At 64.9% G+C, this 22,095-nt stretch carries 18 protein-coding genes and 1 pseudogene; 14 read left to right on the top strand and 5 right to left on the bottom strand.

Going from position 1 to position 22,095, the window contains the following annotated elements:
* Positions 1–161 precede the first annotated feature (161 nt).
* Complete coding sequence (locus BLT86_RS11235; RefSeq protein WP_045735477.1) at positions 162–1,049, bottom strand: LysR family transcriptional regulator; 888 nt, start codon at positions 1,047–1,049, stop codon at positions 162–164.
* 200 nt (positions 1,050–1,249) lie between these two features.
* On the opposite strand from BLT86_RS11235, the gene BLT86_RS11230 reads away from it, so the two are divergent.
* From BLT86_RS11230 to BLT86_RS11205, 6 genes are all read left to right on the top strand, one after another.
* The gene (locus BLT86_RS11230) at positions 1,250–2,077 is read left to right on the top strand and encodes an FAS1-like dehydratase domain-containing protein (protein WP_092376739.1); all 828 of its coding nucleotides are present in this window, start codon (positions 1,250–1,252) and stop codon (positions 2,075–2,077) included.
* 129 nt (positions 2,078–2,206) lie between these two features.
* Entirely contained in the window at positions 2,207–3,370 is a 1,164-nt protein-coding gene (locus BLT86_RS11225; RefSeq protein ID WP_092376736.1) for an acyl-CoA dehydrogenase family protein, read from the top strand.
* Between the two features lie 10 nt (positions 3,371–3,380).
* Positions 3,381–4,733, top strand: coding sequence for an MmgE/PrpD family protein (locus BLT86_RS11220; RefSeq protein ID WP_092376733.1), 1,353 nt, complete (start codon positions 3,381–3,383; stop codon positions 4,731–4,733).
* A 14-nt stretch (positions 4,734–4,747) separates the two neighbouring features.
* Positions 4,748–5,950, top strand: coding sequence for a CaiB/BaiF CoA transferase family protein (locus BLT86_RS11215; protein ID WP_092376730.1), 1,203 nt, complete (start codon positions 4,748–4,750; stop codon positions 5,948–5,950).
* Positions 5,947–6,768, top strand: coding sequence for an HpcH/HpaI aldolase/citrate lyase family protein (locus tag BLT86_RS11210; RefSeq protein WP_045735036.1), 822 nt, complete (start codon positions 5,947–5,949; stop codon positions 6,766–6,768). Before BLT86_RS11215 ends, BLT86_RS11210 begins: the two co-directional genes overlap by 4 nt.
* 130 nt (positions 6,769–6,898) lie before the next feature.
* On the top strand, positions 6,899–7,894 hold the full coding sequence (locus tag BLT86_RS11205; protein WP_003241928.1) for a TRAP transporter substrate-binding protein: 996 nt from the start codon (positions 6,899–6,901) through the stop codon (positions 7,892–7,894).
* Between the two features lie 392 nt (positions 7,895–8,286).
* Here the strand turns inward: BLT86_RS11205 and BLT86_RS11200 are convergent, their stop codons facing one another.
* Complete coding sequence (locus tag BLT86_RS11200) at positions 8,287–9,222, bottom strand: hydroxymethylglutaryl-CoA lyase (protein ID WP_092376727.1); 936 nt, start codon at positions 9,220–9,222, stop codon at positions 8,287–8,289.
* 151 nt (positions 9,223–9,373) lie between these two features.
* Positions 9,374–10,576 (bottom strand): CaiB/BaiF CoA transferase family protein, encoded by a 1,203-nt coding sequence (locus BLT86_RS11195; RefSeq protein WP_092376724.1) that lies wholly within the window; start codon positions 10,574–10,576, stop codon positions 9,374–9,376.
* A gap of 168 nt (positions 10,577–10,744) precedes the next feature.
* Between BLT86_RS11195 and BLT86_RS11190 the strand changes: the two genes are divergently transcribed.
* The 7 genes and pseudogenes from BLT86_RS11190 to BLT86_RS11160 all read left to right on the top strand — a co-directional run bounded on the left by BLT86_RS11190 (position 10,745) and on the right by BLT86_RS11160 (position 19,076).
* Positions 10,745–11,665: a LysR family transcriptional regulator gene (locus tag BLT86_RS11190; protein WP_092376721.1), complete on the top strand. Its 921-nt coding sequence runs from the start codon at positions 10,745–10,747 to the stop codon at positions 11,663–11,665.
* 117 nt (positions 11,666–11,782) lie between these two features.
* Positions 11,783–12,787 (top strand): TRAP transporter substrate-binding protein, encoded by a 1,005-nt coding sequence (locus tag BLT86_RS11185; protein WP_092376718.1) that lies wholly within the window; start codon positions 11,783–11,785, stop codon positions 12,785–12,787.
* A 307-nt stretch (positions 12,788–13,094) separates the two neighbouring features.
* Positions 13,095–13,724: a TRAP transporter small permease gene (locus tag BLT86_RS11180; protein WP_092376715.1), complete on the top strand. Its 630-nt coding sequence runs from the start codon at positions 13,095–13,097 to the stop codon at positions 13,722–13,724.
* The gene (dctM, locus tag BLT86_RS11175) at positions 13,721–15,001 is read left to right on the top strand and encodes a C4-dicarboxylate TRAP transporter large permease protein DctM (RefSeq protein WP_092376712.1); all 1,281 of its coding nucleotides are present in this window, start codon (positions 13,721–13,723) and stop codon (positions 14,999–15,001) included. The genes BLT86_RS11180 and dctM overlap by 4 nt, the downstream gene beginning before the upstream one ends.
* Before the next feature lie 241 nt (positions 15,002–15,242).
* Positions 15,243–17,204, top strand: coding sequence for an acetate--CoA ligase (gene acs, locus BLT86_RS11170; RefSeq protein WP_075748810.1), 1,962 nt, complete (start codon positions 15,243–15,245; stop codon positions 17,202–17,204).
* 123 nt (positions 17,205–17,327) lie between these two features.
* Positions 17,328–18,146, top strand: a pseudogene (locus BLT86_RS11165) (methyl-accepting chemotaxis protein); the annotation flags it as partial.
* 147 nt (positions 18,147–18,293) lie between these two features.
* On the top strand, positions 18,294–19,076 hold the full coding sequence (locus BLT86_RS11160) for an EAL domain-containing protein (RefSeq protein ID WP_092376710.1): 783 nt from the start codon (positions 18,294–18,296) through the stop codon (positions 19,074–19,076).
* Positions 19,077–19,261: 185 nt separating this feature from the next.
* On the opposite strand, the gene BLT86_RS11155 is transcribed toward BLT86_RS11160, so the two are convergent.
* Complete coding sequence (locus BLT86_RS11155) at positions 19,262–19,939, bottom strand: DUF4197 domain-containing protein (RefSeq protein ID WP_003462142.1); 678 nt, start codon at positions 19,937–19,939, stop codon at positions 19,262–19,264.
* A 117-nt stretch (positions 19,940–20,056) separates the two neighbouring features.
* Here BLT86_RS11155 and BLT86_RS11150 point away from each other — a divergent pair, with 117 nt between their 5' ends.
* Positions 20,057–20,458 (top strand): hypothetical protein, encoded by a 402-nt coding sequence (locus BLT86_RS11150; RefSeq protein WP_039964838.1) that lies wholly within the window; start codon positions 20,057–20,059, stop codon positions 20,456–20,458.
* Positions 20,459–20,692: 234 nt separating this feature from the next.
* On the opposite strand, the gene BLT86_RS11145 is transcribed toward BLT86_RS11150, so the two are convergent.
* Complete coding sequence (locus BLT86_RS11145) at positions 20,693–22,093, bottom strand: efflux transporter outer membrane subunit (protein ID WP_003462139.1); 1,401 nt, start codon at positions 22,091–22,093, stop codon at positions 20,693–20,695.
* Between the last annotated feature and the right edge of the window lie 2 nt (positions 22,094–22,095).

Below are 22,095 nucleotides of genomic sequence, written 5' to 3'. Positions count from 1 at the left end.
TGGTGCAATAGGCAGGGCAAGGGGCTGCGGCGACACTGAGTACGTCCCGATCATCCTGCGTGATTTGGGTGCAAGCGTTTCCGCATTCCTTTCGAGGAATGCCTTGAATGGGCGGGCGACCAATTTGGTCGCCCTTTTTTTGCCCGGAATTTTACCTGGCGCTACACACCCTGGTTCAGCCGGTCGATCAGCGCGCGCACACTGCCCGGCAGCGCATCCAGCTCACGCACCAGCATGCTGCGTTCGCGCACCGCCCAGGCCTCGTCCAGCTGCAGGATGGCCAGCTGCATGGTGCGGCTGTGCCTCCGCGCGGCCGACTCGGGAATGATGCCGATGCCGACGCCACCTTCGATCATCCGGCAGATCGCCTCGAAGCTCGATACCTGGATACGCAGGGCCAGGTTGCCGCCGAGTTTCTCCACCTGTTCACGCAAAAAGCTCAGCAGCGTGCTGCCCTCGTGCAGGCCAATGTGCTGGTAGGCGAGGGTGTCGTTGAAGCTCACCGATTGCCGCCGCGCCAGGGCATGGCCCAGTGGCACCGCCAGCACCAGGCGGTCGGTGCTGAAGTGCAGCACCTGCAGGCCGGGCGTCTGCACCGGGCCGGCGATGATGCCCAGATCCGCCGCGCCGTCCAGCACACCACGCACGATGTCGCGGCTGAGGCGCTCCTGCAGGTCGACGGTGACGCCGGGGCGTTCGGCGAGAAAGCCGGCCAGCACTTCGGGGAGAAATTCGGTCACTGCCGTGGTGTTGGCGAAGATGCGGATATGCCCGGCGGCGTCGGTGCCGTATTCGGTGAATTCGCTCTTCAGATAATCCACCTGGCGCATGATCAGCCGCGCATGCTGCAGCAGGCGCTGGCCGGCCGGGGTCAGCTCGACACCACGGCTGTCGCGGTACAGCAGGCGGCTGCCGAGCTGGTTTTCCAGCGCCTTGATCCGCGCGCTGGCGGCGGCCGGCGAGAGAAACGCTTTGCGCGCGCCCTGGGTCAGGCTGGGCGACTCGGCGATGTGGATGAACAGGCGCAGGTCGGGCAGATCGAAATGCATGGTGGCCATTTCCTGAGGTCATTCGTAGGAGCCCGCTTGCGGGCGATCACTGGCGATCTGTAAAGCATCGCCCGCAAGCGGGCTCCTACAGGATTCGTGTTAAGCATATCCGAACGCTGGTTTAAATAAATGCGGATTCTCTGAACGCGTGCAGCATCGCATGCTCCAGCTCACACAAGAACCGAGCTGGAACCTGCCCCATGAGTGATTCTGCTTTTTCCGCCTGGATCGGTCGTAGTGAAGAAGTCCACGACCAACTCAGCCGCAACCTGGTCAAGCGCATCGCCGCCACCTTCGGCGAAGCCACGCCGGCCCATGGCGAGGCGCTGCCGCCGCTGTGGCACTGGGCGTTTTTTCAAGAGCCGGTCGCCGAGAACGGTCTGGGCGAGGACGGCCATCCGGCGCGTGGTGGCTTTCTGCCGCCGGCCGACAATCGCAACCGCATGTGGGCTGGCGGCCGTATCGAGTTCATCCAGCCGCTGCGGGTGGGTGGCGAAGCCAGCCGGGTATCGACCATCAAGCACATCGAGGAAAAGCACGGCCGCACCGGCGCGCTGCTGTTCGTCACCGTGCAGCACGACTATCTGCAGGACGGCCAACTGGCCATCCGCGAAGAGCAGGACATCGTCTACCGCGAGCCCAGCCCGCCCAAGGCCAGCAGCGGCGAGCCGCTGGTCGCTGGTGACTGGCGCGAGGCGGTCACGCCGTCCAGCACGCTGCTGTTTCGCTACAGCGCAGTGACCTTCAACGGCCACCGCATCCACTACGACTGGCCCTACGTCACCGAAACCGAAGGCTACAGCGGCCTGGTGGTGCACGGCCCGCTGACCGCCACCCTGAACCTGCGCGCCTTCTGCCGCGCCAACCCGCAGGTGCGCCTGCGCCGTTTCGCCTATCGCGGCCTGCGCCCGCTGATTGCGCCGCAGCCGTTCGAGGTCGGTGGGCGCATCAGCGGCGAGGGCCAGGCCGAGCTGTGGGCGGGCAACGAGGCCGGCCTGGCGCAGCGAGCCGAGGTGCAATTCGACTGATTTCTGACGGCAAACACTGATCCGTAGGAGCCCGGCGGGCGGCTAGCTCTTGCGGGCGATCAAAAACGAAGAGCATCGCCCGCAAGCGGGCTCCTACATAGCAAATAGCGCACGACCCGAGGGCGACTGATGAACCACAACAACAACGAAGAACTCAACGCCATCCGCGAAGGCGTGCGCGCCCTGTGCGCGGAGTTTCCTGCCGAATACTGGCGCAAGATCGATGAGGAGAAGGGCTTCCCGGAAGCCTTCGTCACGGCCATGACCGAGGCTGGCTGGCTGTCGGCGATGATCCCCGAAGAATACGGCGGCTCGGGCCTGGGTCTGGCCGAGGCCTCGGTGATCCTCGAGGAGGTCAACCACTGCGGCGGCAACTCCGGCACCATCCACGGGCAGATGTACAACATGTTCACCCTGCTGCGTAACGGCAGTGAGGAGCAGAAGCGCTATTACCTGCCCAAGCTGGCCAGCGGTGAGCTGCGCCTGCAGTCGATGGGCGTCACCGAGCCGACCACCGGCACCGACACCACCAAGATCAAGACCACCGCCGTGCGCCAGGGCGACAAGTACGTGATCAACGGCCAGAAGGTGTGGATCTCGCGCGTCCAGCATTCCGACCTGATGATCCTGCTGGCGCGCACCACGCCGCTGGCCGAGGTGCAACGCAAGTCCGAGGGCATGTCGATCTTCCTGGTCGATCTTCGCGAAGCCATTGGCAACGGCCTGACCGTGCAGCCGATTGCCAATATGGTCAACCACGAGACCAACGAGCTGTTCTTCGACAACCTGGAGATTCCCGCCAGCAGCCTGATCGGCGAAGAGGGCAAGGGGTTCCGCTACATCCTCGACGGCCTCAATGCCGAGCGCACGCTGATCGCGGCGGAGTGCATCGGCGATGGTCGCTGGTTTATCGAGAAGTCCGCGCAGTACGCCCGTGATCGTGTGGTGTTCGGCCGGCCCATCGGGCAGAACCAGGGCGTGCAATTCCCCATCGCCGAGGCGCACATCGAGATCGAGGCCGCCGACCTGATGCGCTGGCGCGCCTGCGAGGAATACGACGCCGGGCGCAATGCCGGGGCTGCCGCCAACATGGCCAAGTATCTGGCGGCCAAGGCCAGCTGGGAGGCGGCCAACGCCTGCCTGCAGACCCACGGTGGCTTCGGCTTCGCCAACGAGTACGACGTCGAGCGCAAGTTCCGCGAAACCCGCCTGTACCAGGTGGCGCCGATCTCCACCAACCTGATCCTCTCTTATGTAGCCGAGCACCTGCTCGAGCTGCCACGCAGTTTCTGAGGCCGCGACCATGAGCAAACATACTCAACAGCTGGCTGCGTTCCTCGCCAAACTGTCCTATGAGCAGATTCCCGAGCACGTGCTGGATCGCACCGAAGACCTGTTCCTCGACTGGCTCGGCTCGGCCCTGGCCAGCGAGGGCGCGCGGCCGATTCCGCTGTTCGAGGCCTATGCGCAGCAGATGGGCCCGGCCGATGGCCCGGCGCGCATCCTGGTCAATGGCCGGGGCACCTCGGCGTACTTCGCCGCGCTGGTCAACGGCGCCTCGTCGCACCTGGTGGAGCAGGACGACCTGCACAACAGCTCGGTGCTGCACCCGGCCACCGTGGTGTTCCCGGCGGCCCTGGCGGCGGCGCAGGACCTGGGCAAGTCCGGGCGTGAACTGCTGCTGGCCTCAGTGGCCGGCTACGAGGCGGGCATCCGCATCGGCGAGTTTCTCGGCCGTTCGCACTACCGCATCTTCCACACCACGGCGACGGTCGGCACCTTGGCCGCTGCGGTGGCCGTGGGCAAGCTGCTGGATTTCGATCAGCAGCAGTTCATCCATCTGCTTGGCAATGCCGGCACCCAGGCCGCCGGGCTGTGGGAGTTCCTGCGCGATGCCGCCGACTCCAAGCAACTGCACACCGCCAAGGCCGCGGCTGATGGCCTGCTGGCCGCCTACTTTACCGAGCAGGGCCTGACCGGCGCGCAGAACATCCTCGAAGGCGAGCAGGGCATGGCCGCCGGCATGTCCCGCGATGCCGACCCAAGCAAGCTGTCGGACCGTCTCGGCCGGCGCTGGGCGCTGGTGGAGACTTCGTTCAAGTTCCACGCCTCCTGCCGCCATACCCATCCGGCGGCTGACGCGCTGCTCGACCTGATGCAGCGCGAAGGTTTGCGCCACCAGCAGATCGAGCGAGTCGTCGCCCGCGTGCATCAGGGCGCCATCGATGTGCTCGGCCGCGTGACCGTGCCGCAGACCGTGCACCAGGCCAAGTTCTCCATGGGCACCGTGCTCGGCCTGATCGCCGTGCATGGCAGCGCGCAACTGACCGAGTTCGCCAACCTGGCGCTGCAGGACCCGGCCGTGGCCGCCTTCCGCGACAAGGTGCAGATGCGTCTGGACCCGGAGGTGGATGTGGCTTACCCGCAGCGCTGGCTGGGCCGCGTCGAGGTAATCACCACCGAGGGTCGCACCCTGCGTGGCGCCATCGACGAGCCCAAGGGCGACCCCGGCAACACCCTCAGCCGCGCCGAGCTGGAAGACAAGTTCCGTCGCCTGCTGGCTTTCGCCGGCCAGCGCAGCAGCGATGAGGCCGGCGTGCTGATCGAGCGGGTCTGGCGCCTGCGCGAAACCGACGACCTGAGCCAGTTGGCCTGACCGAGGACATGGACATGAACAACGCACAACAACCACGGCCACTGGATGGCATCACCGTGGTCAGCCTGGAGCACGCCATCGCCGCGCCGTTCTGCACCCGCCAGCTCGCCGACCTCGGCGCGCGGGTGATCAAGGTCGAGCGTCCCGGCAGTGGCGATTTCGCTCGCGGCTATGACGAGCGCGTCAGCGGTCTGGCCTCGCATTTCGTCTGGACCAACCGCTCCAAGGAAAGCTTGACCCTCGACCTCAAGCAGGACGATGCGATGCAGGTGCTCGGCAGCCTGCTGGCCAAGGCCGATGTACTGGTGCAGAACCTTGCACCGGGCGCTGCCGCGCGCATGGGGTTGTCGTTCGAGGCGCTGCACGAGCGCTTCCCGCAACTGATCGTCTGCGACATCTCCGGCTACGGCGAGGGCGGCCCGTACGAGCAGAAGAAGGCCTACGACTTGCTGATCCAGAGCGAGGGCGGCTTTCTCTCCGTCACCGGCGGCGCTGGCGAGGAGGAGATGGCCAAGGCCGGCTGCTCCATCGCCGATATCGCCGCCGGCATGTACGCCTACACCGGCGTGCTCTCGGCACTGATGCTGCGTGGCAAGACCGGTGTCGGCAGCCGCGTTGACGTATCGATGCTGGAAAGCCTGGTGGAGTGGATGGGCTACCCGCTGTACTACGCCTACGACGGCGCCACGCCGCCGCCGCGCGCTGGCGCCGCGCACTCGACCATCTACCCCTACGGCCCGTTCCCGGCCGGCGACGGCGGCACGGTGATGCTCGGCCTGCAGAACGAGCGCGAATGGCAGGCGTTCTGCGCCAAGGTGCTGGAGCAGCCGGAGCTGGCCAACGATGAACGCTTTTCTGCCAACTTCAAGCGCTCGGCCAACCGCAGCGAGCTGCGTGCGCTGATCGTCGAGGCGTTCTCACGCATGAGCTCGGCGCAGGTGATCGAGCGTCTGGAGCTGGCACAGATCGCCAATGCCCAGGTCAACGACATGGCTGGCGTCTGGGCTCACCCGCAACTCGAAGCGCGCCAGCGTTGGCGCCAGGTCGACAGCCCCAGCGGCAGCCTGCCGGCACTGCTGCCGCCGGGGCGCAACAACGCCTTCGAGCCGCGCATGGACGCCATCCCGGCGCTGGGTCAGCACACCGATGCGTTGCTCGCCGAGCTGGGCTACGGCGCCGGCGATATCCAGCGCCTGCATCAGCAGGGGGCCGTATGAGCGATTCCGTGATCCGCAGCGCCCTGTTCGTGCCGGCTAGTCGCCCGGAGCGCATCCCCAAGGCGCTCGCCGTCGGTGCCGACGCGGTCATCGTCGACCTCGAAGACGCCGTACAGGAGAGCCTCAAGGTCGAGGCCCGGGCCCATCTCGATGCCTTCCTCACGGCCAACCCTGAAGCGCGGCTGCTGGTGCGCATCAACGCCCCGGAGCATGCCGGGCACGGCGCCGATATCGAACTCTGCGGCCGTCATGCCGGTGTCATCGGCGTACTGCTGCCCAAGGTGGAAAGTGCTGCGCAGGTGGCGCGTGTGGCGGCCTGCGGCAAGCCGGTGTGGCCGATTATCGAGAGTGCAGCGGGGCTGCTGGCGCTGGCGGAGATCGCCCACGCTGAAGGTGTCGAGCGCCTGTCCTTCGGCGCCCTCGACCTGGGTCTGGACCTGGGCCTCAGCAGCGGTAGCGCCGCGGCCGAACGCATCCTCGACCAGGCCCGTTATGCCTTGCTGCTGCATTCGCGCACGGCCGGCCTGGCCGCGCCGCTCGACAGCGTATTTCCCGCCATCGAGGACCGCGACGGTCTCGCCCGCACCGCGCGCGATGCCCGCGACATGGGCTTCGACGGTTTGCTCTGCATCCACCCGACCCAGGTGGCGATCGTCCACGACGCCTTGCGCCCGACGGACCAGGAGCTGGCCTGGGCACGCCGGGTGATGGCAGCGGCCAGCAGCGGCGAAGGGGTATTCGTGGTCGACGGCCAGATGGTCGACGCCCCCGTACTCGGTCGCGCTCGTCGTCTGCTGCAACGCGCAGGAGAACCGTAGGAGCCCGCTTGCGGGCGATGCTTCTCAGCAGATCGCCGGCAAGCCGGCTCCTACAAAAAACGGCTGGCTGCCGAGGCAGTCAGCCACCTTGTAACCACGTACCAACCTACAAAAACAATGAGGTAACGTCATGTTCAAACTCACCGCCAAGGCGCTCGCCTGCGCCGCCATCTTCTCTTGTGCCGGCCTTGCCCAGGCTGCTGATGCGCCCATCCTGATCAAGTTCGCCCATGTGGTGGCGGACAACACACCCAAAGGCCAGGGCGCGCTGCTGTTCAAGCAACTGGCCGAAGAGCGTCTGCCGGGCCGGGTGAAGGTGGAGGTCTACCCCAACTCGTCGCTGTTCGGCGATGGCAAGGAGATGGAGGCGCTGCTGCTCGGCGACGTGCAGATGCTGGCGCCCTCGCTGGCCAAGTTCGAGCAGTACGCCAAACCGGTGCAGATCTTCGACCTGCCATTTCTGTTCGACAACATGGAGGCGGTCGATCGCTTCCAGGCCAGCCCCGAGGGGCGTGGATTGCTGACCTCCATGGAGGACAAGAACATCACCGGCCTGGCCTACTGGCACAACGGTCTGAAGGTGATGTCGGCCAACAAGCCGCTGCGCGATCCGGCCGATGCCCGGGGTCTGAAGTTCCGCGTGCAGGCGTCGGCGGTGCTGGAGGAGCAGTTCAAGGCGGTGCGCGCCAACCCGCGCAAGATGAGTTTTGCCGAGGTCTATCAGGGGCTGCAGACCGGCGTGGTCAACGGCACCGAGAACACCTGGTCGAACTACTTCAGCCAGAAGGTGCACGAGGTGCAGAAGTACATGACCGAGTCCGACCATGGCCTGATCGACTACATGGTGATCACCAACACCAAATTCTGGAAGGGTCTGCCGGATGACGTGCGCAGTGAGCTGGAAACCATCATGGCCGAGGTTTCCGTTGAGGTGAACAAGCAGGCTGACGAACTCAACCGCACGGCCAAAGAGGATATTGCCAAGGCTGGCACCACCGAGATCATCGAGCTGACCCCGCAGCAGCGCGCCGAGTGGCGTGAGGCGATGCGCCCGGTATGGCAGAAGTTCGAGAAGGAGATCGGCGCCGAACTTATCCAGGCGGCAGAGAAGTCCAACCAGGGTTGAGTGTTCCCCCTGGCATGAAAACGCCCGGCTTGTGCCGGGCGTTTTCGTGTCGAATGAGGGCGTCGTGGCTAAAGCCCCTCCCACATTATTGCGTCAGTCCCTGACCGCGATTGGCTGTTGCAACTCAGCGCAGACCCTAACGTCGCGACGGTGTGACCTCATTACCCGTGTAGGAGCTCCGCCTCGGGGCGAAGCGATTGCAGCCATTGAGTGACTTTAGCGTTGGCCATGGCATTCGTCGCGGGGCGCGACTCCCACGATAAGCATCAACTCCGTGCTTTTGGGCTTAGCCTTCGGGGGCAGGCGATGTGGGACGGCTAAAGTGGTATGCAGACGGACCGATGCTATCTTGTGGGAGGGGCTTTAGCCGCGACTTGGCAGCCAGCCGAGCCTCAGAGCCCGGCCTCCTGCATCCACTTAGGCTTGGGATAGCGGCGATCGGATTTGCCCGCCTTGAGGATGGCACCCGGCACCTCGTGGCCGATCAGGCCGGGCAGGGTGGCGGCTGCTTCGAGCAGGGCATCGAGGTTCACGCCGGTGTCCAGGCCCATGCGCTGGAACATGTGCACCAGATCCTCGGTGCAGATATTGCCGCTGGCGCCCGGTGCGTAGGGGCAGCCGCCTAGGCCGCCGAGGGAGGCGTCGAAGCGGTCGATGCCGGCGTTCAGCGCTGCCAGGGCATTGGCCAGGCCCATGCCGCGGGTGTTGTGAAAATGCGCGGTGAATACCGCCTCGGGCCAGCGCTGCAGCGACTCGCGGCAGATGCGCTCGACCTGTGCCGGGTCGGCCATGCCGGTGGTGTCGCACAGGGTCACGCCCTGTACGCCGATCTCCAGCAGACGCTCGGTCAGTTCATATACGCGCGTCTCGGGCACATCGCCCTCGAAGGGGCAGCCGAAGGTGGTCGACAGCGAGGCGTTGATGAATACGCCGCTGCCGCGCGTCACTTCGATGATCTCGGCGAACTGCGCGAGCGATTGCTCCGGCGTCATGCGCAGGTTGGCCAGGCCGTGGGTGTCGCTGGCGGACATCACCAGGTTGATCTCATCCACTTCGCACGACAGCGCGCGCTCACAGCCCCTGACGTTAGGCACCAGTACGGTGTATTCCACGCCTGGCACGCGGGCGATGCCGCGCATCACCTCTTCGGCATCGCGCAGGTTAGGGATAGCTTTGGGCGAGGTGAAGGAGGTGACCTCGATCTTGGCCAGGCCGGTGTGGGACAGGCGGTCGATCAGGGCGATCTTGTCTTCGGTGGGTACGAAGGACGCTTCGATCTGGAAGCCGTCGCGGGTGGCGACGTCCTGGATATAAAGGCGTTTGCTCATGGTGTGATCCCGGTTGCTCGAGGCGTAGGGTGCGCTGTGCGCACCGGCTTGTAAGGTGTGGATGTCGTGGTGCGCATGGCGCACCCTACGAAGCTGTCGTGGGTGGTGGTCCCCCGAACGGGGGCTCAGCCGCCCTTGCATCCCGCGCGGCTCAGATGATCCCGCGCTCGCGCAGGCCGGCGACCTGTTCCGCGCTGAGGCCGAGGCCGGCGAGGATGTCGTCGTTGTGCTCGCCCAGTTGCGGGCCGCCGCTGCCGATGCGACCCGGCGTGCGGCTGAGCTTGGGCAGCACGCCCGGCACCTTGAGCGGGCCGACGCTGGTCTGCACCTGCTCGATCATCTGCCGCGCCAGGTAGTGCGGGTCCCGCACGATATCGGCGGCGGTGTAGGGGTAGCCGGCGGGCACGCGGGCGCCTTTGAGCGCTTCGATCACTTCATCGCGACCACGCTGCGCGGTCCATTCGGCGATGGCGCCGTCAATCAGCTCGGCATGCTGGCTGCGTCCGTCGTTCTGCGCCAGGCGCGGGTCGTTACCCAGGTCGTCGCGGCCGATCAGGCTCATCAGGCGCTTGTAGATGCTGTCGCCATTGCCGGCGATCAGCACGTAGCTGCCATCCTTGCACGGGTAGGAGTTGGACGGTGTGATGCCGGGCAGGGCGCTGCCGGCCGGCTCACGGATGTAGCCGAAGGCGTCGTACTCGGGGATCAGGCTTTCCATCATGGCGAACACCGACTCGTACAGTGCCACGTCGATCTCCTGGCCTTCGCCGCTACGCGCCCGCTCTTGCAGGGCCAGCAGCACGCCGATCACGCCGTACAGCGAGGACAGCGAGTCGCCGATGCTGATGCCCACGCGCACCGGCGCCTGGCCAGGGTAGCCGGACAGGTGGCGCAGGCCGCCCATGGCTTCGCCGATCACGCCGAAGCCGGGCAGGTCGCGGTAGGGGCCGGTCTGCCCGTAGCCGGAGATGCGCAGCATGATCAGCCGCGGGTTGATCGTTTTCAGCGCCTCGTAGCTCAGGCCCCAGCCTTCCAGCGTGCCGGGGCGGAAGTTCTCCACCAGCACGTCGGCCTCGGCCACCAGCTGGCGCACGATGTCCTGCGCTTCGGCCTGTTTCAGGTCGAGGGTCAGCGAGCGCTTGTTGCGCGACTGCACGTGCCACCAGAGCGAGGTGCCGTCCTTGATCTTGCGCCATTTGCGCAACGGGTCGCCGACGCCCGGCGGCTCGATCTTGATCACGTCGGCGCCGAATTCGCCGAGCAGCTTGCTGGCGAAGGGGCCGGCGATGAGCTGGCCCATCTCGATCACCTTCAGCCCCTGCAGGGCCATGTTGCTGGTGTTGCTCTGAGTCATGGCTGCACCTGATTTGCCTGTGCGTTTCTCGTGGTGCGCAGAATGGCGCAGCGGCGCGGTGCCGACAATTGCTCAATGGCCAAGCTAGGCTTCGCGTATCACGAAGTGGCATGCTGTAAATCAGCTTTCTGGCAGCTTCGCTTCGCCAGGCACGAAATGGAGACCCTCATGCGCCGCATCGATTTCGTCACCCTCAAGCTGTTCGTCGCCATCGCCGACGAGCGCAGCCTGACCCGCGCTGCCGAGCGTGAGCACCTGGCCCTGGCGGCAGTGAGCAAGCGCGTCAGCGACCTGGAAAACCAGCTGGGCATCGCTTTGCTCTATCGCCAGCCCAAGGGCGTCGAACTGACCCCGGCCGGCCACGCGCTGCTGCACCACGCGCGCAACATGATGGACAACCTCGAGCAGCTCAACGCCGACCTCAGCGAGTTCAGCGAAGGGGTGAAAGGCCATGTGCGCATCCACGCCAACACCTCGGCGGTGATCGAGTTTCTGCCTGAGGATCTGGCCAGTTTCAGCCGCCTGCACCCGCAGGTGAAGATCGACTTGGAGGAGCGGGTCAGCAGCGAGACCATCCGCGCCGTGCGCGAGGGCTTGACCGATATCGGTATCTTCGCCGGGCATGTGCCGGCCGAGGATCTGCAGGTATTCACCTACCGTCACGATCAGTTGGTGCTGGTCACCCCGCGCGAGCATCCGCTGGCCGAACGCGACGGCCTGTTCCTGCGCGAAGCGGTGGGCTTCGACTTCATCGGCCTGCAGCAGGACGCGTCCTTGCACAGCCTGCTGCAACATTCGGCGCACAGCCAGGGCGTGGCCCTGCGCCTGCGCATTCAGGTGCGCAGCTTCGAGGCCATCTGCCGGATGATCCACACTGGCATGGGCGTCGGTGTGTTGCCGGACCTGGCGGTGCGTACCTATTTGCCGGCGCTCGATGTGCGAGTGATCCCGCTGCACGATCCCTGGGCCCGGCGCGAACTCAAGGTGGCGGTGCGTAACCAGGACAACCTTTCGCTGACCGCGAAGCAGATGCTCGACCATCTGCGTAACAGCTCATCAACAGAGGATCTTTCAACACTGCCTTCGTGAATGCCGAAGGCTCGGTTGTTCAAATGTGAATTTCAGCTTGTGGAAGGGCGCAGTAGAGTCCGGGCCAATCGAAGGGTTTCTCCCTCGACGCTCAGACAAAAACAACAGGAGCCTTCCATGAAGTTTTCTTTCGTCCGTCGTGGCCTGGCCGGTGTACTCGCCGGTTGCGCACTGCTTGGCGCACTCTCGGCACACGCAGCCGATCCGATTTTGATCAAGTTTTCCCACATCACCGCCGACAGCACGCCGAAGGGCCAGGGCGCGCTGCTGTTCAAGAAACTGGTGGAGGAGCGCCTGGCCGGCAAGGTCAAGGTCGACGTCTATGCCAACTCCTCGCTGTATGGCGATGGCAAGGAAATGGAAGCGCTGCTGCTCAACGAAGTGCAGATGCTGGCGCCGGCACCGTCCAAGCTGGAGCAGTACACCAAGCAACTGCAGCTGTTCGACATGATGTTCCTGTTCGACGACGTCGCCGCCGCGCAGCGCTTCCAGTCTTCGGAAAAGGGCAAGGCGCTGCTCAAGTCGATGGAGAGCAAGGGCATCACCGGCCTGGCCTACTGGCTCAACGGCATGCGCCAGCTCACCGCCAACAAGCCGCTGGTCGAGCCAAGCGATGCCCGTGGGCAGAAATTCCGCGTGCAGCCGTCCGACCTGCAGGCCGCGCAATACAGCGCCCTGCGTGCGGTGCCGCGCAAGATGGCCTTCGCCGAGATCTACCAGGGCCTGCAGACCGGCGTGGTCAACGCCCAGGACAACCCCTGGTCGAACATCTACTCGCAGAAGTACTTCGAGGTGCAGAAGTACATGACCGAGTCCAACCATGCCATCGGCAACTACCTGCTGATCACCAACACCCAGTTCTGGAACGGCCTGCCGGCGGACATCCGCAGCGAGCTGGAGCAGATCGTCGACGAGGTGACCGTCGAGGTGAACAAGCAGGCCGAGGCGCTGAATACCGAAGCCCGTCAGGCCATCGTCGCTACCGGCAAGAGCGAGATCATCACCCTGACGCCCGAGCAGCGCGCCGTCTGGCGTGACGCCGTACGTCCGGCCTGGAAGAAGTTCGAGGCCGAGATTGGTGCTGACGTGATCGAGGCTGCGCAAGCCGCCAACCAACAGTGAGCCCCATGACCGCCCTGGGCCCACGCACCTGGGGCGGTCTTTCATTCGCCGTCGCCTAAGGCGGCGTTTGCCAATGACGAATATCGCGCCGGTCCAGGCTCGGTTAGATTCGCCCAACTCCTTAGAGCCTGTTCAAAGTCTGCTGCGCGTCGGCCCTGCTGCGTTAAAAACAGGCTCGGATGCTCATTTACAGCTCGTAAAGTCGAGCGCGACTCCGACCGGTCCTCGCCTGTGTTTGCCTTGCATGGCTCTAGCTCGCGAAACTTTGAGCAGGCTCTTAATAACCACAACAATGCTCGGAGATGCCATGAACGCCTTGCGGCGCGTCTGGGAGCACTTCGAGGAAGGCTTTATCGCTTTCCTCCTGGCGACCATGACGCTGATCACTTTCGTCTATGTGATCCTCAACAATTTCTACACCCTGTTCTATTGGCTGGGTGACCATTTCGGCGGTAACGAGACCCTGCTCGGTATCGGCGACGCCATTCTCGACATGGCCCAGGCAATGACCTGGAGCAATGCCCTGACCAAGGCGCTGTTCGGCTGGCTGATCTTCTTCGGCCTGGCCTATGGCGTGCGCACCGCCGGCCACATCGGTGTCGACGCCCTGGTCAAGCTCGCCCCGCGCCACATCCAGCGCGTCATTGGCGTGATCGCCTGCTCGGCCTGCCTGGGCTATGCCGGCCTGATCGCGGTCGGCAGTTTCGACTGGGTGCACACCCTGTTCACCGCCGGTATCGGTGCCGAAGACCTCGGCCACTACGGCGTGCAGCAATGGCATATCGGCATGATCGTGCCGTTCGGCTACGCCATGGTGTTCGTCCGCTTCCTGGAAATCCTCGTCCGTATCCTGCGCAACGAGCAGACCGGCCTCGGCCTGGCTGACGAAGCCGCCGATGCGCTGAAAATCAATGAGCACGAGGAGCCCAAGCAATGACCGTTCTGTTCCTCTTCCTGCTGCTGTTCTTGCTGATGTTCATCGGCGTGCCGATCGCCGCCTCGCTCGGCCTGGCCGGTTCGATCACCATCATGCTGTTCAGCCCGGACTCGGTGCGCTCGCTGGCGATCAAGCTGTTCGAGACCTCCGAGCACTACACCCTGCTGGCGATCCCGTTCTTCCTGCTCTCCGGTGCGTTCATGACCACCGGTGGCGTGGCGCGTCGCCTGATCGACTTCGCCAACGCCTGCGTCGGTCACATCCGTGGCGGCCTGGCTATCGGTGCGGTGCTGGCGTGCATGCTGTTCGCCGCGCTGTCCGGCTCCTCGCCGGCGACCGTGGCCGCAGTGGGCTCGATTGCCATCGCCGGCATGGTGCGTTCCGGTTACCCGCAGGCCTTCGGCGCCGGCATCGTGTGCAACGCCGGTACCCTGGGCATCCTGATTCCGCCGTCGATCGTAATGGTGGTGTACGCCGCCGCCACCGAGCAGTCGGTGGGCAAGCTGTTCATGGCCGGGGTGATTCCGGGTCTGATGCTCGGCCTGGTGCTGATGATCGCGATCTACATCGTCGCGCGCATCAAGAAGCTGCCGGCCCTGCCGCGTGCGAGCTTGCGCGAGTGGCTGCGCGCTGCCCGTGAAGCGTTCTGGGGCTTGCTGCTGATGGTGATCATCCTCGGCGGTATCTACACCGGCATGTTCACCCCGACCGAGGCCGCGGCCGTGGCGGCGGTGTACGCCGGCTTCGTCGCCCTGTTCGTGTACAAGGACCTGACCATCCGCGAGTGCCCGAAGGTGCTGCTGGAGTCCGGCAAGCTGACCATCATGCTGATGTTCATCATTGCCAACGCCATGCTCTTCGCCCACGTGCTGACCACCGAGCAGATCCCCCAACAAATCACCGCCTGGGTGGTGGAGCTGGGCCTGCAGCCGTGGCAGTTCCTGCTGGTGGTGAACATCGTGCTGCTGATCGCCGGTGCCTTCATGGAACCGTCGGCGATCATCCTGATCCTGGCGCCGATCCTCTTCCCGATCGCCATGCAGCTGGGCATCGACCCGATTCACCTGGGCATCATCATGGTGGTGAACATGGAGATCGGCTTGATCACACCGCCGGTGGGGCTGAACCTATTCGTCACCTCGGCGGTGACGGGGATGCCACTGACGGCCGTGATACGTGCGGCGATGCCATGGCTGATGCTGCTGATCAGTTTCCTGGTGATCATCACCTATGTGCCTGCGGTGTCCCTGGCCCTGCCAAATCTGCTTGGCATGTAAGGGTTCGACCGAACGCTACTACTTCGGTACCTTGTGTACCCACTACGCCCGGCCTTGTGCCGGGCTTTTTTATCTGCGCGCCTCGACGTATCCATGACGCTGTCGAATTGGCTCGACATATGCCAGGCAAGGCTTCAAGACCATGGTCTTAGAGCGGTAAGACCATGGTCGAATGGCCTCACGACGGGTCGGGGGATACAAAAGGCACCATACAAAAACAACTCCCCGTCGAGGTGATTCCATGAGTGCTGCGTCTCTTTACCCTGTGCGTCCCGAAGTGGCCGCGCGGACCCTCACTGACGAGGCCACCTACAAGGCCATGTACCAACAGTCCGTGGTCAACCCCGAGGGTTTCTGGCGCGAGCAGGGCAAGCGCATCGACTGGATCAAACCCTACGACAAGGTCAAGCAGACCACCTTCGACGATCACCATGTCGACATCAAATGGTTCGCCGACGGCACCCTGAACGTCTCCTACAATTGCCTGGATCGTCACCTGGCAGAGCGCGGTGATCAGATCGCGATCATCTGGGAAGGCGACGATCCGTCCGAGCACCGGGAAATCACCTACCGCGAGCTGCACGAGCAAGTGTGCAAGTTCGCCAACGCCCTGCGTGGCCAGGACGTTCACCGCGGCGACGTGGTAACCATCTACATGCCGATGATCCCGGAAGCCGTGGTGGCCATGCTGGCCTGTGCGCGCATCGGCGCAATCCACTCCGTGGTATTCGGTGGTTTCTCGCCCGAGGCACTGGCCGGCCGCATCATCGATTGCCAGTCCAAGGTGGTGATCACCGCTGACGAAGGGCTGCGTGGCGGCAAGAAAGTACCGCTCAAGGCCAACGTCGACGACGCCCTGACCAACCCCGAGACCCGCAGCATCCAGAAGGTCATCGTGGTGCAGCGCACCGGTTCCGAAATCAAGTGGAACCAGCATCGCGACATCTGGTACGAAGACCTGATGAAGGTTGCCGGCAGCGTCTGCGCACCCAAGGAAATGGGCGCTGAAGAAGCCCTGTTCATCCTCTACACCTCCGGGTCCACCGGCAAGCCCAAGGGCGTGCTGCACACCACCGGCGGCTACCTGGTATACGCCTCGCTGACCCATGAGCGCGTGTTTGACTACCGTCCGGGCGAAGTCTTCTGGTGCACCGCCGATATCGGTTGGGTCACCGGCCACACCTACCTGGTCTACGGGCCGCTGTCCAACGGTGCCACTACCGTGATGTTCGAAGGCGTACCGAACTATCCGGACGTTTCGCGCGTGGCCAAGATCGTCGACAAGCACAAGGTCAACATCCTCTACACCGCCCCGACTGCCATTCGCGCCATGATGGCCGAGGGCAAGGCCGCGGTCGAAGGCGCCGATGGTTCCAGCCTGCGTCTGCTCGGTTCGGTCGGTGAGCCGATCAACCCGGAAGCCTGGCAGTGGTACTACGAGAACGTCGGTCAGAGCCGTTGCCCGATCGTCGACACCTGGTGGCAGACTGAAACCGGTGCCTGCCTGATGACCCCGCTGCCGGGTGCCCATGGCCTCAAGCCGGGCTCCGCTGCACGTCCGTTCTTCGGCGTACAGCCGGCGCTGGTGGACAACCTGGGCAACATCATCGAAGGCGCTGCCGAAGGCAACCTGGTGATCATCGATTCCTGGCCGGGTCAGGCACGTACCCTGTACGGCGACCATGACCGCTTCGTCGACACCTACTTCAAGACCTTCCGTGGCATGTACTTCACCGGTGACGGTGCGCGCCGCGACGAAGACGGTTACTGGTGGATCACCGGCCGCGTCGACGACGTGCTCAACGTATCCGGCCACCGCATGGGCACCGCCGAGATCGAGAGCGCCATGGTCGCCCACCCGAAAGTGGCCGAGGCTGCAGTGGTCGGTGTACCGCACGACATCAAAGGGCAGGGCATCTACGTCTACGTCACCCTGAATGCAGGTGAGGAAGCATCGGAGCAACTGCGTCAGGAACTGCGTAACTGGGTGCGCAAGGAGATCGGCCCGATTGCCACACCGGACGTTATTCAGTGGGCGCCAGGCCTGCCGAAGACCCGCTCGGGCAAGATCATGCGCCGTATCCTGCGCAAGATCGCTACCGCCGAATACGATTCTCTCGGCGACATCTCCACGCTGGCCGATCCTGGCGTGGTGCAGCACCTCATCGACACGCATCGCCAGATGCAAGCCGCCTGCGCCTGATCGGCAACGGCAACCGAAAGCCCCGCCCGGCCACAAGTCCGGCGGGGCTTTCGTTTTGGGCTATGCCCACCTTCGCCGTCGGCTTCTGCCGGAGCCGGCGGCGCCTCGCAAGGGCGCAGCGGCGCCGAACAACTGGTCGGCGCCGCGCAGAACATCTCCAGCGCCGCCAGCCAGCTGTCGGTGTCCACTCAGGAGCAGTCCCACGCAGCCGCCAGCATGGCCGCCACGGTGGAGCAACTGACCGTCAGCATCAACCATGTCGCCGACAACGCCAACGAGGCGCACGGGCTGTCCAGCGACTCGGGCAGGCAGTCGGCCGAGGGTGGGGCGGTGATCCAGGAAACCCTCGCCAGCATGCAGCGCATCGCTGACACGGTGCAGGGCGCAGCGGCCCAGATCGCCGAGCTCGGCCAGCACTCGGACCAGATCTCCTCGATCGTCAACGTGATCAAGGAGATCGCCGACCAGACCAACCTGCTGGCGCTCAATGCGGCCATCGAGGCGGCACGGGCCGGCGAGCAGGGGCGCGGTTTCGCCGTGGTGGCCGACGAGGTGCGCCTGCTGGCGCAACGCACGGCCAATTCCACCCAGGAGATCGCCGAGATGATCAAGAAGATCCAGAACGGCACGCGCAATGCGGTGGGCAACATGGAAGTCGGCGTGCAGCAGGTCAGCAGCGGAGTGGAGCAGGCCAGCAAGGCCGGCGACGCCATCGTCAGCATCCGCGAAGCGTCGGGGCGCGTGGTCGGCGTGGTCGACCAAATTTCCCTGGCGCTGCGCGAACAGACCGTGGCCAGCCAGGACGTGGCGCGCAACGTCGAGCGCATCGCGCAGATGTCGCAGCAGAACAGCGAAGCGGTGGCGGACACCTCGCGTACTGCGCTGGCCCTTCAGCAGTTGGCGCTGTCCCTGGAAAAACAGGTGGCCTCCTTCCGGCTCTGATGGCGTTGAACAGGCTATCCTCCGTCTGTCGGCCGCGGTGGTTCGCCACCCGGGCCGAGGCGTTGCGCTTTTGTCAGTTACGAAGTGCCGGGCTCCTGCGACGAGCCCGTGCCAACGGTGGTCTTCGCCCCTGACCAGGATGCTCCCATGAACAGTGACAGCCAGAGTTTCTTTCCCCAACCCTTCCGCCCGCTCGGCTGCGCCGAGTGTCGCAACCCCGAGGCACTGGGGTTCGACTTCACCATGGCCTTTCAGCTGATTCTGGATGTCGAGGAGCAGCGACCCTTCGCCTACGAGGCGCTGGTGCGTGGTGTCAACGGCGAGTCGGCGGGGGAGATTCTCGGACGGGTCAACGATGGCAACCGCTACCGTTTCGATCAGGCCTGCCGGGTCAAGGCCATCGAGCAGGCTGCGAAGCTCGGGCTGCTCGACATTCCGGATTGTCTGCTCAGCATCAACTTCCTGCCCAATGCGGTGTATCGCGCCGAGACCTGCATTCGCGCCACGCTGGAGGCGGCGCAGCGCTTTGACTTCCCGCGCGAGCGGCTGATGTTCGAGGTGACCGAGGGCGAGCAGATCCATGATGCCGAGCACCTCAAGCGGATCTTCGCCGAGTACGGCAAGCAGGGCTTCACCACCGCCATCGACGATTTTGGCGCGGGCTACTCCGGGCTCAATCTGCTGGCCGAGTTTCAGCCGCACGTGCTCAAGCTGGACATGGCCCTGACCCGTGGCATCGATCAGGACCCGGTGCGCCAGGCCATCGTCGCCGGTATCGTGCTGGTCGCGCAGCGCCTGGGCATTCGCATCATCGCCGAGGGCATCGAAAGTGTTGGTGAGCGTGATGCGCTGATCGAGCTTGGTATCCGCTACATGCAGGGATTTTTCTTCGCCAGGCCCGCGTTGGACAGGCTCTGCCTGCCCCGCTAGCGACCAGCAATCGGGGCGTCTGGTAATGCCAGTCAGGTAAGCGTCGACGCATCGAATTTGTAGGAGCGGCGCCCCGCCGCGAATAAGGGCGGCGCGCCATTGAAAAGCGTCGCCCCGGGGCGGGGCTCCTACGCAAGGCCGCTTTGGAAACTTATCTGATCGGCATCAGGCGTCCGGGGCTCTTCTCAGAGCGCGCCGAACACCTTCTTCGCCAGGCTGGTAGCGGCACCGGCCGGATTCTGGCGGATGCTGGCTTCCTGCTTGGCAATCATCTCGAACAGGCCATCGAGCGCCTGTTCGGTGACGTAGCTTTCCACCGTGCTGCTCTTGGCGTCGACCACGCCAAAGCTGGCGGCCTGGCCGGCGAAGGCGTTGTACTGCTGGGCCAGACCGACCTGGTCGGTGGCCTGCTTGACGATGGGCAGGAACTTGGCGCGGATCTGTTCGCGGCTGCTCTTGTTCAGGTACTGGGTGGCCGAGTCCTGCGGGCCGCTGAGAATCGACTTGGCGTCGGCCACGGTCATCTTCTTCACGGCGTCGACCAGCAGCGCCTGGGCCTGTGGCACGGCTGCTTCGGCGGCCTTGTTCATGCTCGCTTCGAGCTGATCGACCTGGGCGCCCATGCCCATCATCTTCATGGTCTTGGCGGCTTTGCCGAGTTTGCCGGGCAGCTCGATGCGCACGTCCGGGTTGTTGCTGAAGCCGCCAGGAGTGCCCAGTTGCTTGACGGCCACCTGGGCGCCCTGGATCAGCGCATCCTTGAGGCCACCACTGGCGTCCTGCTGACTCAGGTCGGAGAGGGACAGGGCGAAGACGTTGGCCGAAAGCAGCAGGCCAGCGGCGAATGTGGTGAGGCGCAGCATGGTGTTCATCCTTGCATCGGGGGGAAATGCTGTGAGCTTAACGGAGTCTGCAGCGTAGGCAAGCCAGGCGATGGACGTGGATGGGCAGCGCGCATGGCTATGGCTATGATCAGGGCCATGAATTCACCATTGCCCCTGCGTACTCCCTGCCCACCGGGTGCCTGCGACTGTCAGCGCGACGAGCTGCTGGACAGACCGGGTGCCGACACGCGCATCCTGCTGCTGACCCGCAGCGAGGAGCAGCGCCTGCTCGAGCGCCTGGAAAACCTGCACAGCCTGGAAGACCTCGAGCGCATGCAGCAACGCATGTTCGAGCAGTTGGGCATTCGCCTGCATATCGAGCCGGCCCATGGCGAGGTGCGCAGCATGCGCGGCATCCACATGCATTTCGATGCCCACCCGGGGCTGTGTCGCAAGACCCGGCAGAGCATTCCGGCGGCGATCCGCCGGGCGATGGAGAAAAGGCCGGAAATCGCCTGGCGTCTGCTCGACGCCAACGATCTGCTGGGGGCTGGTTAGGTCGAATACGCTTCGATCGAAAACGACAAGGCCACGCTGATGCGTGGCCTTGTCGTTTGTGGCAGATGAACAGGCTAGCAGGCTGTTGAAAAACTACCTGCGTTGGCAATACTGCGTCAAAAACGGCCTCGTGCGCGAGTCCGATCAAAATGCTCATTTACAACTCGTAAACTGCGCTTTTTCGGCCGTTTTTTCCTTGTCTTGCCTGCCTCGTCTACGTTTTTCAACGGCCTGCTAGCGTTGCCAGCCGCCACCCAGTGCCCGGAACAGATCGGCCAGCGCCAGTTGGCGCTCGGTGCTGATCTGGATCAGCGTGGTCTGGTCGTTGAAGCTGCTGCGCTGGGCATCCAGGTAGCGCAGATGGTCATCCACACCGCCTCTGTAGCGAGCTTCAGCCAGGGCTTCGGCCGCTCGGCTGGACTCGGCCAGGGCACGCCGCGCGGTTTCTTCGCGGCGCAGCGTGTCGGTAGCAGCGAGGGCGTCGGCGACTTCGCGGAAGGCGGTCTGGATGGTGCCTTCGTAGTCGGCCACGGCGGCGTCCTGGCGCACTTGGGCGAGATCCAGGTTGGCGCGGTTGCGGCCGCCGGCGAAGATCGGCAGCGACAGCGTCGGGGCAAAGCTCCAGGCCCGTGAGCCGCCCTCGAACAGCCCGGACAGCTCGGTGCTGGAACTGCCCACCGACCCGGTCAGGGTGATGCGCGGGAAGAACGCCGCACGGGCCGCACCTATGTCGGCATTGCGCGCCTTGAGGCGGTGCTCGCTGGCAAGAATGTCGGGGCGGCGCTCGATCAGCTCCGAGCTGGTGCCGGGGGCGATGTCTTGCAGCACCATCAGCTCGTCGCGTGGGGTCGACGGCAACAGTCGCCCGGCGTCTGGCGTGCCGAGCAGCAGCGCCAGAGCGTTGTCCGCCTGGCGCAGCTGGCGTTCGGTGCTTTCCCGTTCGGCCTTGGCCTGCTCGGCGAGGCCGACCGCTTCCTGATAATCCAGGGCGGTGGCGGCGCCGACTTCGCGGCGTCTGCTGACCAGCTCCAGCGAGGCCAGGCGGCTGTCCAGGGTCTGTTCCACCAGCGCCTTGCGCCGTAGCGCGCCATCGCGGCTCAGGTAGGCCTGGATCACTTCGGCAATCAGGCTGATCTGCGTGGCGCGGGTCGCTTCCTCGGTGGCCAGGTAGATTTCCAGGGCCGCCTCGGACAGGTTGCGCACGCGGCCGAACAGGTCGACCTCGTACTCGGCCAGGCCGAGGCCGACCTGGTACACGCTGGTGACCTCCGAGCGGCCGGTCTGCGACTGGTCGGCCGGCAGGCGCTGGCGGTTGCCGCTGGCAGTGGCATTGAGCGACGGCAGACGGTCGGCGCGCTGGATGCGGTACTGCGCACGCGCCGCCTCGATGTCCAGCAGCGCCTGACGCAGGCTGCGGTTGTTGTTCAGCGCGGTATCCACTGCGCGGCGCAGGTCGGCATCGACGATGAAGGTCTGCCAGTCCAGCGCCTGGGCGCGGGTACCATTGGCGTCGGCCACCTGCCAGTGGGCTGCGACCGGCGCCTCTGGCCGCTCGTAGTGAGGCGCCAGGGAGCAGCCGCCGAGGGCGACGGCCAGGGTCAGCAGAGCAGGGCGCAGCATGAGGTGAGAGGTCATCG

This window comes from Pseudomonas sihuiensis, from assembly GCF_900106015.1.
Classification (GTDB): Bacteria; Pseudomonadota; Gammaproteobacteria; order Pseudomonadales; family Pseudomonadaceae; genus Aquipseudomonas; species Aquipseudomonas sihuiensis.
This window is presented reverse-complemented; position numbering and strand designations above follow the sequence as displayed.

What these genes read in the sequence shown, in the direction of transcription:
- BLT86_RS11205 (WP_003241928.1), top strand. Translation starts at nt 6,899, where the DNA reads ATGTTCAAACTCACCGCCAAGGCGCTCGCCTGCGCCGCCATCTTCTCT.
- BLT86_RS11230 (WP_092376739.1), top strand. Translation starts at nt 1,250, where the DNA reads ATGAGTGATTCTGCTTTTTCCGCCTGGATCGGTCGTAGTGAAGAAGTC.
- BLT86_RS11225 (WP_092376736.1), top strand. Translation starts at nt 2,207, where the DNA reads ATGAACCACAACAACAACGAAGAACTCAACGCCATCCGCGAAGGCGTG.
- BLT86_RS11195 (WP_092376724.1), bottom strand. Translation starts at nt 10,576, where the DNA reads ATGACTCAGAGCAACACCAGCAACATGGCCCTGCAGGGGCTGAAGGTG.
- BLT86_RS11220 (WP_092376733.1), top strand. Translation starts at nt 3,381, where the DNA reads ATGAGCAAACATACTCAACAGCTGGCTGCGTTCCTCGCCAAACTGTCC.
- BLT86_RS11155 (WP_003462142.1), bottom strand. Translation starts at nt 19,939, where the DNA reads ATGCTGCGCCTCACCACATTCGCCGCTGGCCTGCTGCTTTCGGCCAAC.
- dctM (WP_092376712.1), top strand. Translation starts at nt 13,721, where the DNA reads ATGACCGTTCTGTTCCTCTTCCTGCTGCTGTTCTTGCTGATGTTCATC.
- BLT86_RS11200 (WP_092376727.1), bottom strand. Translation starts at nt 9,222, where the DNA reads ATGAGCAAACGCCTTTATATCCAGGACGTCGCCACCCGCGACGGCTTC.
- BLT86_RS11150 (WP_039964838.1), top strand. Translation starts at nt 20,057, where the DNA reads ATGAATTCACCATTGCCCCTGCGTACTCCCTGCCCACCGGGTGCCTGC.
- acs (WP_075748810.1), top strand. Translation starts at nt 15,243, where the DNA reads ATGAGTGCTGCGTCTCTTTACCCTGTGCGTCCCGAAGTGGCCGCGCGG.
- BLT86_RS11145 (WP_003462139.1), bottom strand. Translation starts at nt 22,093, where the DNA reads ATGACCTCTCACCTCATGCTGCGCCCTGCTCTGCTGACCCTGGCCGTC.
- BLT86_RS11215 (WP_092376730.1), top strand. Translation starts at nt 4,748, where the DNA reads ATGAACAACGCACAACAACCACGGCCACTGGATGGCATCACCGTGGTC.
- BLT86_RS11210 (WP_045735036.1), top strand. Translation starts at nt 5,947, where the DNA reads ATGAGCGATTCCGTGATCCGCAGCGCCCTGTTCGTGCCGGCTAGTCGC.
- BLT86_RS11190 (WP_092376721.1), top strand. Translation starts at nt 10,745, where the DNA reads ATGCGCCGCATCGATTTCGTCACCCTCAAGCTGTTCGTCGCCATCGCC.
- BLT86_RS11185 (WP_092376718.1), top strand. Translation starts at nt 11,783, where the DNA reads ATGAAGTTTTCTTTCGTCCGTCGTGGCCTGGCCGGTGTACTCGCCGGT.
- BLT86_RS11160 (WP_092376710.1), top strand. Translation starts at nt 18,294, where the DNA reads ATGAACAGTGACAGCCAGAGTTTCTTTCCCCAACCCTTCCGCCCGCTC.
- BLT86_RS11235 (WP_045735477.1), bottom strand. Translation starts at nt 1,049, where the DNA reads ATGCATTTCGATCTGCCCGACCTGCGCCTGTTCATCCACATCGCCGAG.
- BLT86_RS11180 (WP_092376715.1), top strand. Translation starts at nt 13,095, where the DNA reads ATGAACGCCTTGCGGCGCGTCTGGGAGCACTTCGAGGAAGGCTTTATC.